Raw genomic sequence first — 14,587 nt, forward strand, 5'->3', positions numbered from 1 at the left:
TTTTATTGATCTCCTATTTCTTAAAAGAACAACCTTATGAAAAATTTTACCAATGGTTGGTATGTGATTTATACGCAACCTCGCTATGAAAAAAAGGTGTGCGATTCTCTTGAAAGTCTGAACATTCAATTCTTTCTCCCGGTAACTAAAAAACTTAAAATATGGAGCGACCGGAAAAAGTATGTTGATACACCACTTTTTCCTTCCTATGTATTTATATATCTGAACGATAAAATGGACTTATTCCGTGGACAAAATATAACGGGTGTTTTATCCTATGTAAGAATGGGAAAGGAACCGGTAAAAGTTTGTGAAAATGTGATTATGGATTTAAAATTAGTCTTGAAAAATGAAACTGATATAGAAGTGTCGGATATGTATTTTAAACCAGGCCAGAAAATAAACATTCAACAGGGGCCACTCAAAGGTTTGTCTTGCGAAATAATTCAAATAATGGGCAGAAAAAAGATGTTAGTCCGGGGCGGCGTAATAGAGAGAAACATAATCATTCCCTATATTCAGGATCAATATATCTGTAGCAATTAATCAAGTGATTATCTGTCCCACCAAACTCTTGAAGTCAGTAAATCTCCTCCCGGTAATCTGCTCACGGCTTCCTGATAATTATCTGTATTATTCAATATTTCTGTAGATAAATAAATCAATCTTCTTGGAATCGTTGCATTCGTCACATTGCCCGGATAATTAACTGGAAGAAGTACAGGGTAACCTGACCTTTTCCAGTTCAGCCAACTCTCTATAAAATTAAAACAAGTACCTGTACTCACCCAATACTGCGTATTGATCATTTCAAAAGACTTTTCCTGACTTGATTCATCCAGTGGGTGCTTTGCTACATACGCACTAATTACCCCATCCGGTATTGCAGCAACCTGATCCAGCTGTGCCATCGCCTCTAAACTACCTCTTAGACCATTTGCGTAATGTCCGGCTGCAGTCCCTGAAATATTCCAGCCCCTTACCTTTGCTTCGGCCTTCAATAATTCAACCTCCGCATAGGTCATGACAAAATTCGGCCCTCCCAACTTTAAGTAGACTGCAGTCCGGGGTCTTGAATACTTTCCAAGCGGAGCAAAATCAGCACCCGTTCCAGTTCCACCCGGATATCCTGCATATTTGCTGATGTCAAACGCGCCACCAGACAAATCATAGCCATTAGGTAAGCCAATTTGTGCCGCTACATCAGTATTCCCCGCAAGATTTTCGTTGATATTATTCGCCAGACCATTTTGCGGAACTTCAGCAATGACTCCCAATCTGGGATCATTATTTTTTCTCAGCTCCTCAATCAGTGTTTTACTCCAGCGTACCTCTCTATAATCAGAGACCGTTCGTAAAGCCAGAGACGTTCCATTCTGACCGTCGAGATTTGACTCATCAGTGATGACTATCGCATTATCATGACTATCAGAAAATGTTCCTGCTGCCGCTTTCTCCACCCAGGGCCTTGCCAGATCAGGTGCAACCTTTGTCAAACGCATGGCCACTCTTAGCATCAGCGAATAACCAAATTTCTTCCACTTGCTAATATCTCCCTGATAAAACAGATCTGCTGTTGGCTTCGGTTTTGCCGGATCTAAACCATTGATCGCTTTATCAAGGTCGGCTAACATAGCTTTATAAACATCCTCTTGCCGATCATATACCGGGTATTTAATTCCTTCTCTTGCTTTTGAAGCCTGTGAATAAGGCACATCACCATAAGTATCAGTGATCCGTTGTAAGATCAGGACAAACATAATATCACCGATGTTAATCAGATTTGAATAGGCAACAGGATCTTTTTCTTTAGCAAGACGCTGCATCTCTCTGATGGTAGAAGCATCTGCATAACCTTCTTCAAATATTCTACCTTGATAATCTGTAAAGCTACCCGCATTCACATATTTATCCCCATTGTTATAATAAACATAAGTAGAGGCCAATAGCTGCATCATTGTACTTTGATAAAGCAATTGATAATATCCTTTATTAGAAGATTTGAATTGTGCTGTCGAAAGCAATGCATCAGGATTATACAATTCTCCTGGTAATTTTGTTGGGTCAGTATTGATTTTATCCAGCTGTGCCTTGCTGCAACCAAACTGGGTAACGATTAAAAAACTTAACAGGAGGCTAGCGTATTTCTTCATGGTTTTTTTCCTTGTTGAAATTTGAAATTGACATTGATACCGAAAGTCCGGGTAGCGGGAAAAGAAGCCCCTTCAATACCAGCATAATTCAAACTGGAAGAGAACTCAGACTCAGGGTCGATATTTTTCGTGTATTTGACCAATGTAAATAAGTTTCTGGCAACCAGGTCAATAGAGATAGCGCTGAAAGGTGTTCTTTTTAAACTATTCGAAGGAATTGTATAACCCAGCGTAACTTGTCTGACCTTGATGAAACTACCATTCAGTACAGACAATGCAGAGATATTAGTTGCCAGCTGCGGATAATAATTATAGGCAGGAACATTCGTTGTATTCACTGTACCATCAGGATGTACACCGGGCGCTACAATACCTGTTTCTCTTCCTTCGAGCGTTGCTTTATTCAATCCAAACACGTAAGAATAATTTTCTGTTGCTGACAAAATCTTATTCCCGTATTTAAAATCAATCAGCATGGAGAAGTTGAAATTCTTATAGTAAATATTATTGCTGAAACCGCCATAAACGTTGGGTAGTGTGCTGCCCATCGCTTTTAGATCCCCACGCATGGGTATACCGTCAGAACCAATGATCATATTTCCTTTTGCATCACGCAGATAGTCATAAGCCATAATCTGTGTAATCGGCTTTCCAACAACCATAGCTGTATACGCATTTAAAGGTCTGTAAGTACCAGCTAAAGCATACTTACTTGAACCATCAATTGATAGTAAACGGTTATCAATATGGCTCACATTAAAGCCTGTTCTCCATTTGAAATCTTTGTGGTCAATTATAATCCCCTGTAAAAGTATTTCAACTCCGGTGTTACGGGTCGTCCCTAAATTGACATAGGCAGAAGTGAAGCCCGATGTTACAGATTGTTTGGCATTGATAATCTCATTGTTCGTAATCCGGTGAAAATAATTGAAATCAAAGAACAGGCGATTATTCAACATTTTTAAATTAATCCCGGTTTCAAATTCATTCAAGGTGAACGGACGGAGATTATAATTAGGCAGATCTCTGGAAAAATTACCTAATGGAACTCCATTGACATCACTGGTAGTTGAATAATAAGTTTGTGTGGTATAAGGTTGTATGGGTTCTCCACTGGTTTTTGCAAAACTTGCCCTTAATTTACCATAATTCAGCCCCTTTAATTTCAGCAGGTCAGAAAAAACGAAACTTGCCGAAACACCTGGAACGAATATGCCTCTGTTATTACGTGGAAGGGTAGAATAGACATCATATCTGCCTGTTGCAGATAAATTCATGTAGTTTTTATAATTTAAATCTGCTGTATAGTAGGCCGATTCTGTGACTATTTTAGCATAGGTATTATTGTTAATGACGGTAATCAGATTAGAAGCAGTATACAGATAAGGAATAATGAATCTGGAACCCATTAAGCCTGCCGATTCGACTTCCCTTTTCCTGAAATTGGTTCCTATAGAAACATCCAGATTAAGATCATGACTCAGACTTCTGTTCGCTGCCAGTAAAAAGTCGCTGTTTAATTCAGAAATACTGGATTTCTTCGAAGAATTGATTCCTCCTTCGCCATTTACAGAAAAGGCGGCTCCTGTTGGGATAACACTCAGAATATCATCATCACTTTTATCATAACCCAGCCTGGCCTGCAGGTAAATCCAATCGTTGAATTTATATTTTGCAGAAGCAGAGGAGATAAAGCGGTTACGGCTTGAATAATCTGCCTGTCTGTTAAGGATAAAATAAGGATTGGTTTTATATTCATCGTCATTCCATGGAGTTTCAGCACCCGTTTTCAGATTATATCCGGGAGACAGCGTTGCCTGATTTATGTTTGTTGCCAGTGCAGCAATACCATAATTTGCATTCAAAGGACCGTCACTTAGATAAGATCTGTTTTTATTATACTCGCGGATATAATTTCCGTTAAAAGTTATACTTAAATTTTTAGTCAGGTCGTGCGTAGTATAAAGATTAACTGTTTTCCGGTCTAGACTGCTATTTCTGATCGTGGATTGCTGGTTAAGATTGGAGGCTGACAAGTGAACAGAACCATTCTGGCTGCCATTACTTATTGAAATGGTATTGGTAAAAGCCGGTGCTATCCGGTAGAAGTTTTGAATATTATTTTTTACTGCGGAATAAGGATGCATATTACCGTCAAACTGAATCGTTGGCTGGCCATCCAGTTTCTCCCCCCAGCTGTACAGACCAGAAGCTACGGCAGCAGCAACAGTTTCAGGCCGCTTATTTTGTGTACCCTGCCCATATACATATTGAAAATCAGTATTGTTAATCACTTTATCAAAAGATAGATTGGTATTGTACTCTATGGCCATACCGGAGTTTTTCCGGGCACTTTTAATCGTAATCAGGATCACACCATTTGCTGCACGCGCTCCATAAAGTGCTGAGGCTGCTGAACCTTTTAAAACGGTGATCGTTTCTACATCGTCCGGATTGATATTGCTGATCCCATCTCCATAATCCGGCCCTCCATATTCATTGGCACTCCCCCTTTGAGTATTGTCAATCGGAACCCCGTTTACAACAAATAAAGGAGATCCGGCAGTCATACTTGCTGCTCCACGGAGTAATATTCTTGCAGATGAACTTGGCCCCCCGTTTACACCGCTGATATTCAGACCGGCAACTTGTCCTTCCAGCGCATTGACGATATTCGATTCTCTTGCTTTTGTTAAAGAATAGCCACTAATGGCAGAAATGGCATAGCCGATTTTCCGTTCTTCTTTCGGAATATTCAAAGCAGTAATCATCACTTCATCAAGATCATTCTGCAACGGATGCATAGAGACCTGCACTGAGGTCAGGTCTTTGAGGGGGAACTCCCGGTACTGATAACCGACCTGGCTGAATACCAATACTGAGTTTGGAGCAGTAAGGACGGAAAATTCACCATTCTGATCTGTTTTAGTACTGAGTCTTGTACCTTTAACTTTAACGGAAGTTAGGGTAATAGGAGCCGAATTTTCATCAGTTACTCTACCTTTAACCAGCGTATAGATCCTCGCTTCTGCTAACGGCCGGATTGCAATCAGATTATTTTCCAGTAATTTGTAGGTGAAGTCAGTTCCTTTTAACAAGTGATCAAGTACCGAAAAGACTTCCTTGTCGCGAACTTTCAGCGTGACTTTTTTCGTCGGAATCTTCGCTTCGCTATAGATAAAATGATAGGGAGTTTGATTTTGTATGGCATCAATGACCTGTTCAAAACCAGCAGATTTTAATTTCAGTGTTACCTTAATCTGTGAATAGGCATTCAGGGTAACCTGCAGCGCAAAAAAAATCAGCAGTTTTACTACGGTCTTCATCTATAACATTTACGCTTCTGTTAGCTATATCGCTTTAGCGATATTACTTCACAGGGTAAAGATAGATAGTTTTTCCTTGTATTTTATATTCGAAAGGAGTAATGAACTGTAACGCTTTTAAGGCCTCTGATAAACTCTCTTTCTCAAATTCTCCGGTAAACTTATAATCCTTCAGTTTATCGGATTTAAAGACGAAGTCTACCCCGTACCATCGCGATAAACGCAGGCTTAGCTCAGCGAACGTTTCATTTCTGAAAAGGAGTTTGTTGTTCATCCATGACGTCTCCAGAATTGCATTCTTATCATCTTTGTAATAAGTCATCGGTGTAATGCTGTAAATGTCTCCGTTCAAATGCTCAATGCTGGGGTCAGCGGCTTGCTTTAACGTGAATTTCTCTGCAGGATTTAACAGAATATGCTTTTCAGGTCTTTTGTTCAGTGTGATTTCTACTTTTCCTCTAAGCAATGTAGTCTCTGTTGCACTTTCATCAGGATAAGACTTTACATCAAAGGCAGTACCAAGCACTTTGACGCTAATGTTTTTGGTATGTACAATGAATGGATGCTGGTGATCTTTGGCGACATCAAAAAATGCTTCACCGGTTAAATAGACTTCTCTGGTTTTGCCTTTAAATGATGCGGGATATTTAACCTCACTCGCGGCGTTTAAAGTAACCTTGCTGCCGTCGGCAAGTAAAATAGTAGAGGTTTGCCTGCCCGGGGTAGCTGATTTCTTCCAGGCCATAGTTGCAGGAGGCCCGGCTACATTTGTTGCCTTGAAAAACTGGTAAGCGAAAAAAGTGCAAAGGCCAAAAATGAAAATAGCGGCAATACGATACCATTGCTTAAATGAGCGTTTTTCTGATGCTGGTTTGAAAATCGGTTTAGGGTTTGAGCCAACCACATTGATCCGCTCTTTGATCTGTTGAAATAAGATATCTATGTTCTCGTAAGGTTGTTCTTTCCTTTGAAAATAGGCGCTTAAAGATTCATATTCACGCCTGTAATCTTCATTTGCTGCAAGCATCGCCATAAAACCCTGATCATCATCGGCGGAGATTTCACCCGATAATTTTTCGCTAAGTAATTCAGTGAATTTTTGATCAGTCATTGGACGTTATTTATTGCTTTATATATAGTAGTACCCTTTTTTGTTAAAATTGCTTACAAGAAATGAAAAATATGTAAAAAAAATATTAAAACTGTTAAATCGATTGTATTATCGTCAGGCTTATATTTTGTATAAATATGGTGATAAGCCTTAAGACTTATTCTTAATTTATCTATTGCCCTGAATAATTGTGTTTGTACTGTCCTTGGTGAAATCTCCAGAATTTCCGCGACCTCTTTATATTTCATCCCGTTTTCTTTAATGAGCTTAAAGATGATCCGGGCCTGTTGCGGAAGCTTGTCAATTGCCTGATCTAATTTATGATGCAATTCTTTATTTTCCAACTGTTTTTCAGGATCAGTATTGTCCATCAGCCTGAATTCATTGGCAGGTTCAATTTCTACTAAATGAACATTGGCGTTTTTCTTAATATACTTCAGGGACTGGTTCCTGACAGCTGTAAAAAGATAAGTTTCAAGGTTCAGAATAACAGTTTCTGCTTTTCTGTTTTCCCAGCATCTCACAAGGATGTCGGAGATAATCTCTTCGGCTACTTCCTTTCTGCCTACATAATAGATGCAGAATTTGATCAGCTTGTTAAATAAAAGATAATATAAAACTTCAAAAGCTTTAACATCATCCTCCACGCAAACCTTTGTCCATAAAGGAGATAAATCAGGTTTCAAAGCCTTTAGTAGTTAATTGATTAATAGAATAGTAATAAGAAGGGGCAAGTTAAATAATAAAAACAATTTTCTTGTAGGCAATTCCTGTTAAAAAGGGGTCTCTACCTTAACGCGTATTTTTTTTTATCAAAATACCGGGTTTGTCCTCACGGATTATTGAAGACAAAAGAGCTAACCAAAATATTTAACTGTAATCAGCAAAAATGAAAAAAACATTACAATTGACGTGTTTACTACTTTACGCTTCGTCGCATGCTTTTGCAACGGTAAAGTCAGATCATCCTAAACTATTAACTCCTTTAATGAACATTCCAGGTTTCTCTGCTGCCGATGAGGTGAAGGGAACAGTGCGTGATGCAACCGGAACAACTTTACCAGGAGTATCAGTGCAGGTCAAAGGAACTAAGCTGGTTACGCAAACCAATGCGTCCGGACAATATGGTATAACTGCTAAAGCGGGCGATATCATCGTTTTCTCTTATATAGGCTATGATAAACAAGAAGTCACAGTTGGTACTCAGGCTACTGTTGACATTGTGTTGAAATCTAGTGCACAAGAATTGAATACGGTAGTAGTAACAGCTTTGGGGGTTAAGAAATCAGAAAAGTCACTTACTTATGCTACCCAGCAAATCTCTAATAAAGATTTGACAACGGTGAAAAGTGATAACTTAATGAATTCACTAAACGGAAAAATTGCTGGTGTGGCAATTTCGCCAAGCGCTTCTGGTGTGGGTGGTTCTGCAAAAGTAATTTTGCGTGGAAACAGATCAATCGCTGGAAACAATCAACCTTTATATGTGATTGATGGTGTACCAATGTCTAATGGTGCTAACAGTAACAGTCAGCCAACAAATACCATGGGTGGAAATACCAACGTAGACGGTGGTGACGGAATCTCCAATCTGAATCCTGACGATATTGAGAGCATGAGTGTACTAAAAGGTGCTTCTGCTTCTGCTTTATACGGAAGTGATGCAGCAAATGGTGTAATTGTGATCACGACTAAAAAAGGGAAAGCTGGAAAAGCAATTATCAATTACTCCAGCTCTTTACAAGTAGACAATGCTGCCTTCAAGCCAGAGTTTCAAAATAACTATGGACAGACCTCAGCAGGATCAACTGATAGTTATGGCCCGAAGATTTCTAATGGAGGTCAGGATAACCTGAAACAGTTTTTTCAGACGGGAACAAACTTCACGAATTCGATCAACTTATCAGGAGGAACTGAAAATGCGCAGACATATGTATCTTATGCAAATACAGCTGCCAGAGGCATTCAACCTGGAAATAAATTAAGCAGACATAATTTTAATATGCGCGAAACAGCTCGTTTCCTGGATAATAAACTGACTGTTGATGGAAATATCAATTATATCGCGCAAAAAATTGATAACACTCCAGGGCTTGGACTATATTTCAATCCGCTTACAGGTTTATACCTGTTCCCTAGAGGAAATGATATCACTCCTTATAAAAATCAATATGAACTTGGTGACCAGCAAGGTTACAACAGACAGAATTGGTTTATATCAAAGAATGATGTGCAGCAAAATCCATGGTGGATCACTAATCGTAACTTAAACTTCAGTAACAGAAACCGTATTTTATTAAACGGTAGCGTTAAATATGATGTGAACAACTGGTTAAGTTTGCAAGTAAGAGGAAACTTAGACAGAACTGCTGATAGTTACGAACAAGATCTTTACTCAGGTACAACTGGGGTTCTTTCTAAAGAGAACGGACAAATGATCTTGAATAACCAGACGGTAGAACAAAAATATGGTGATTTCCTGGCTACTTTCACAGCGCCTAAAATGGGTGATTTTAAGCTTGACGGAATTTTGGGTACGAGTATTAAAGACATCCGTACAACCGGAGTTAATATCGGAGCTGGACAAGGTTTAAATACACCGAATCTATTTATTACTCAAAATACGGTGTTGAATTCAACAGTGAGTAATGCAAAAACTTTGCCTGCAAATGATAATCAGTTGCAATCAATCTTCGGTAATGCCAACCTTTCTTATAAAGATTGGGCATTTTTAACGGTAACAGGTAGAAATGACTGGTCTTCTAACCTTGCATTTACACCAAACGGATCTTATTTCTACCCATCTGTTGGTCTTACTTTTATTCTGAACCAGATGTTTCATCTGCCAGATGTAATCTCTTATGCTAAAGTAAGAGGTAGTTATGCAGAGGTTGGTAACAGTGTTCCTCAATATGTGACCAACCCGGTTAACTACACTGATGATAGTGGTTCAATCGTGGTGAGTACAGTAGCTCCATTTCCAAAATTAAAACCTGAAAAGACTAAATCGTGGGAATTTGGTGCTGATATGAGATTTTTAGAGAATAAATTAAGCTTGAGCTTCAGTTATTACAAGTCAAACACCTACAACCAATTTATCCAGATCGCACCTTCAGTAGCTACGGGTTATTCTATTGGTTATGTAAATGCGGGTAACGTACAGAATACAGGTTTTGAATTTATGCTAGGCTATAATGCGATTAAAACCTCTGATTTTGAATGGAATACATCTTTCAATGGTTCGAGGAACAAAAACGTGATTATAGATGTGGATTCTAAAGATGGAATCAATGAATTTATAATGACCGGAAATTATAACAATGGTTATGAGTCTCACATTACTACTGGTGGGTCTTATGGTGATATTTTTGGAAAAACGTTAAAACGTGATGATCAGGGCCGTATTTTGATTGGTTCAAACGGCACGCCTGTTACTAATAGTGATTTTAGTTATGTAGGTAATTCTAATCCTAAATTCCAATTGGGATGGAGTAACAATTTTAATTACAAAAATTTCAGCCTGAGTCTTCTTGTAGATGGAAAATTTGGTGGCCATGTGATGTCAATCACTCAGGCAATGCTGGACGAATACGGTGTTTCAAAAGTAAGCGGCGAAGCACGTGACCGTGGTTTTGTAGCTATAAATGGTGTTGATCCAAATGGAAAAGCAGTTACTCAGATTGATCCTCAGGTATGGTATAAAACCATTGGTGGCAGAAGTGGTGTAACAGGTGAATATATGTACAGTGCTACGGTAGTACGTTTGCGCGAGGCGTCTTTAGGTTATACCTTCCCGATTAAAGATAAGTTTGTTAAAAACTTAAGACTGGCAGTAACAGGAAGAAATCTACTGTATTTCTATAAGAAAGCTCCGTATGATCCTGAACTTACACTTTCTACTGGAAACGGACTTTCAGGTGTTGATGTATTTAACCAGCCTGCTATCCGCAGTCTTGGTTTCAACCTTAATGTTACTTTCTAAGAACCTTTATTAAAATTAAAAAAATGAACACGAGTCATAAATTAATAAATAACAGCAGCCTGACTAAAGTTGCCCGTTCTGGTGCGGTCATTTTATCTGGGTTATTAATGCTTACTGCGGTAGGCTGTAAAAAGAATTTTGAAAAAAATGCAACTGATGGGACAGGTATCCCTGACAGTGAAATTAAATTACCTACTTTACTTCCGCCATTACAATCTGCTATCTTTAGGAATTATCAGATCGCACAGAATTTAAGTGCAGATGGTTTCTCTGGATATATGATGTCTCCAAATCCTTTTAAGGCTAATTATGACCTGAATTATTCTCCGGTTGATGATTGGGATAAGGCGGGTTTTAATGACCAGTACACTTATGTAATGGCTCCTGTTAATAAAATGGCAAGATTAGGATTAAGAACTGCTAATCCTGATTTATGGGCTATTGCTTTAATCGTAAAAGTAGAAGCGATGCACAGGGTTACTGATAAATTTGGCCCGATTCCATATAGCGCTGTTGGTAAAACATTAACCAATACACCTTATGACAGTCAGCAAAGTGTATATAATCAATTCTTCAATGAGCTTGATACTGCGGTTAACAACCTGCAAACTTTTCAGACTGCAAACCCTGGGGCAAAGCCATTCACCGCTTATGACAGGATTTATAATGGAGATTACTCGAAGTGGATCAAGTTTGCAAACTCTTTAAGATTGCGTTTAGCGATGCATATTGTTAAAGCAGATCCTGCAACTGCGAAGTTACAAGCAGAGAAAGCAATGAGTGCGGCGGGTGGTTTATTAACAGATGTTACTGACAATGCAGCTATTGCAGTTGCTCCAGGTTCAGTTAATGATCTTTTTCAATTGACTAACGATTATAGTGACAGCCGTTTAGGTGCGACACTTGCAACGTATCTTTTGGGTTATAAGGATCCGAGATTAACATCGTTTGCAAGCCCTGCGACAGATCCCGCTTTTGCTGGTCAATATATTGGAATCAGAATAGGTTCTAATATTCCTTCTAAAAGTGCCTATATCACTTATGCAAGTTTAAATGTAGATAAAACGTTTAAAATTATGGCTCCTCAGCAAATAATGACAGCTGCTGAGATCTGGTTCTTAAAAGCAGAAGCAGGTTTAAGAGGCTGGGCTAATGCAGGTGATCCAAAAGCAAATTATGAAAAGGGTATTACAGTATCTATGTCACAATGGGGAGTTACTGATGCAACTGCATATATCAATGATGCAACTAGCAAACAGGCTGATTATGTAGATCCGAAAAATACTGTAAATAATATTAAGGCTGTTTCAACGATGACCATTAAATGGGATGATGCTGCTTCTAATGAAGTGAAATTAGAACGTATCATGACTCAGAAATGGCTGGCTGTTTTTCCTGAAGGACAAGAAGCATGGACAGAATTCCGTCGTACAGGCTATCCAAAGTTATTCCCTGTAGTTAACAATACAAGTAATGGGTTGATCGATACACAAATTCAGATCCGCCGTTTACCTTATCCTTCGAATGAGAAGACCTCCAATGGTGTGGAGCTTGCAAAGGCAATACAATCAATTGGTGGACAAGATAATGGTGGTGTGAGAGTATGGTGGGATTTAGCCAAAGGTAATTTCTAACACAATAAAATTACACACACCGGTCTTTTTATCGTCTGTTTCAGACATAGAAAGGCCGGTGTTTTTTTATTTTTACAAATTATATGAGTAAAATGAGTAGAAAAAAAACAGGTCTGATCTTTATTTGCAGTTTCATTTTTAGTCTTCATCTGAACGCGCAGAATAAATTGAGTCAGTACGTAGATCCGATCATTGGTTCGGATGCACATGGACACGTATTTGTGGGTGCGAATGTTCCTTTCGGAGCAGTTCAATTAGGCCCCACAAACATTTTTGATGGTTGGGACTGGTGCAGTGGTTATCACTATTCCAGCAATACAATTGTAGGGTTTACCCATACACATTTAAGCGGTACCGGAATTGGTGATCTGAACGATGTGCTGATTATGCCGGCTACTGGTAAAGTGGAATTAGACAAAGGGACTAAAACTGACCAGAAGAACGGCTATGTCTCTACATTCTCTCATGCCAATGAAGTTACTAAACCAGGATATTATAGCGTTGTTCTGGATAAATATAAAATCAAAGCGGAGCTTACCGCTTCCGAAAGAGTTGGCTTTCACCGTTACACATTTCCTGCAAAACAAGATAATCCGCATGTCATGCTGGATTTAAGTGATGGAATAGGCTGGGATAAACCAGTGGAAACTTATATCAAACAAATAAACAGTACGACTTTGGTTGGTTACCGTTTATCAACTGGATGGGCCAAAGATCAGCGCTTGTACTTTGCCGTTAAACTATCACAACCTTTAAACAGTATGTCACTTTATGACAGCACGCAGGTTGCTAAAGGTATCGAAGGAAAAGGCAGAAAGATGAAAGCTGTGTTGAATTTCAAAGCGATTGAGAAAAATGTCCTGCAAATGAAAGTGGGTATTTCTCCGGTTAGTTATGAAAATGCACTGGCCAATATAACTGCCGAAATTCCGGCATGGGATTTTGCTAAAGTTGCGGCATCGGCCGATGCTAAATGGAATAAAGAACTGGCGAAAATTCAAATCGAGGGAAGTAAAGAGACCAAAAAAGTTTTTTATACTGCCCTGTACCATACCATGATTGCGCCTACGCTATTTAATGACGCAAATGGAGATTACCGCGGAACAGATAAAAAAGTTTATCATAAGCCCGGATTTGATAACTATACCACCTTTTCACTTTGGGATACCTACCGTGCTTTTCATCCTTTGTTTACGATTGTTCATCCAGATAAAGTATCAGACATTATCAGTTCATTCCTGGCTATTTATAAACAACAGGGCAAATTACCTGTATGGCACTTAATGGGTAATGAAACAAATACAATGATAGGCTACCATGCCGTACCAATTATTGTAGATGCTTATTTAAAAGGCTACAGAAAATATGATGTGGAGCTTGCTTACGAAGCGATCAAGCATTCTGCAATGCAAAAAGAAGACGGAATAGAATATGCGCAAAAATTGAAATATATCCCTGCTGATAAAGTAAATGAAGCTGTTGCAAAAGGGCTGGAGTATGCAATTGATGACTGGTGTATCGCCCGTATGGCAAAAGCAATGCATAAAGAAGAAGATTATGTTTATTTCAGCAAAAGAGCTAAGTTATATGCAGAATATTTTGATCCGCAGGTAGAATTTATGCGTGGTAAACTGGCAGATGGCAGCTGGCGCAAACCTTTTGATCCGGTAGCTTCTAAACACCGCGAAGATGATTATACAGAAGGAAATGCCTGGCAGTATACCTGGTTGGTTCCACAAGATCCTGAAGGTTTAATACACTTATTTGGTGGCGAAGCAGGTTTTACCAGGAAACTGGATTCTTTATTCAGCATCAGTTCTGTTGTAGAAGCAGGTGGTTCTCCTGATATCAGTGGTTTGATCGGTCAGTATGCACAAGGAAACGAACCTAATCACCACACACCATACCTATATGCTTATGCTGGAAAACCATGGAAAACAGCGCAAGTAGTACGTCAAATCACGGATTCATTGTATACCTCTAAACCTGATGGCCTTTGCGGTAATGAAGATTTAGGACAAATGTCATCGTGGTATGTGTTTTCGGCTTTAGGATTTTATCCGGTGAATCCAGCTAACGGAGAATATGTATTTGGTTCTCCACTGGTCGATCATGCCGTAATTAACCTGCCGGGAGCAAAGAAATTTGAACTTAAAGTGATTGGCAACAGTCCGAAAAACAAGTACATTCAGAAGGCTGTTTTAAATGGCAAACCTTATACTAAGAATTATCTCAGACATGCAGCTATTGTTGCAGGAGGAGAGCTTACCCTATACATGGGCGATCAGCCTTCTGCTACATGGGGAGTGAATTTAGAAGACCGGCCTGAATCTGCCGGAGCTGAATAAGTTACACACATAAAAAAACCGGCCTTTTTAAAA

Annotated in this window: 8 protein-coding genes; 4 read left to right on the top strand and 4 right to left on the bottom strand. The window is 39.0% G+C overall.

The window, feature by feature from the left end; all coding sequences use genetic code 11:
- Positions 1 to 36: 36 nt before the first annotated feature.
- Positions 37 to 546 (top strand): UpxY family transcription antiterminator, encoded by a 510-nt coding sequence (locus tag ABIB30_RS06630; RefSeq protein ID WP_354300421.1) that lies wholly within the window; start codon positions 37 to 39, stop codon positions 544 to 546.
- A gap of 8 nt (positions 547 to 554) precedes the next feature.
- Here the strand turns inward: ABIB30_RS06630 and ABIB30_RS06635 are convergent, their stop codons facing one another.
- Genes ABIB30_RS06635 through ABIB30_RS06650 form a run of 4 tightly spaced genes read right to left on the bottom strand, consistent with a single transcriptional unit; the run spans position 555 to position 7,276 of the window.
- Positions 555 to 2,153 (bottom strand): SusD/RagB family nutrient-binding outer membrane lipoprotein, encoded by a 1,599-nt coding sequence (locus tag ABIB30_RS06635; protein WP_354300423.1) that lies wholly within the window; start codon positions 2,151 to 2,153, stop codon positions 555 to 557.
- Positions 2,150 to 5,479 carry a SusC/RagA family TonB-linked outer membrane protein gene (locus ABIB30_RS06640; protein ID WP_354300425.1) on the bottom strand — a complete coding sequence of 1,110 codons (3,330 nt, stop codon included), beginning with the start codon at positions 5,477 to 5,479 and terminating at the stop codon, positions 2,150 to 2,152. The genes ABIB30_RS06635 and ABIB30_RS06640 overlap by 4 nt, the downstream gene beginning before the upstream one ends.
- 43 nt (positions 5,480 to 5,522) lie before the next feature.
- Positions 5,523 to 6,590, bottom strand: coding sequence for a FecR family protein (locus ABIB30_RS06645; protein ID WP_354300427.1), 1,068 nt, complete (start codon positions 6,588 to 6,590; stop codon positions 5,523 to 5,525).
- Positions 6,591 to 6,643: 53 nt separating this feature from the next.
- Positions 6,644 to 7,276: an RNA polymerase sigma-70 factor gene (locus ABIB30_RS06650; protein WP_354300429.1), complete on the bottom strand. Its 633-nt coding sequence runs from the start codon at positions 7,274 to 7,276 to the stop codon at positions 6,644 to 6,646.
- A gap of 203 nt (positions 7,277 to 7,479) precedes the next feature.
- Between ABIB30_RS06650 and ABIB30_RS06655 the strand changes: the two genes are divergently transcribed.
- The 3 genes from ABIB30_RS06655 (at position 7,480) to ABIB30_RS06665 (ending at position 14,554) form a co-directional block, all read left to right on the top strand.
- Positions 7,480 to 10,572, top strand: a complete 3,093-nt coding sequence (locus ABIB30_RS06655; RefSeq protein ID WP_354300431.1) for a SusC/RagA family TonB-linked outer membrane protein — start codon at positions 7,480 to 7,482, stop codon at positions 10,570 to 10,572.
- Between the two features lie 23 nt (positions 10,573 to 10,595).
- Positions 10,596 to 12,206, top strand: coding sequence for a SusD/RagB family nutrient-binding outer membrane lipoprotein (locus tag ABIB30_RS06660; RefSeq protein WP_354300433.1), 1,611 nt, complete (start codon positions 10,596 to 10,598; stop codon positions 12,204 to 12,206).
- Between the two features lie 92 nt (positions 12,207 to 12,298).
- A complete protein-coding gene (locus ABIB30_RS06665) occupies positions 12,299 to 14,554 on the top strand; it encodes a GH92 family glycosyl hydrolase (protein WP_354300435.1) in 2,256 nt (751 codons plus the stop codon).
- The last annotated feature ends 33 nt before the right edge of the window (positions 14,555 to 14,587 follow it).

Origin of the sequence: Pedobacter sp. UYP1 (assembly GCF_040547305.1) — a bacterium.
Classification (GTDB): domain Bacteria; phylum Bacteroidota; class Bacteroidia; order Sphingobacteriales; family Sphingobacteriaceae; genus Pedobacter.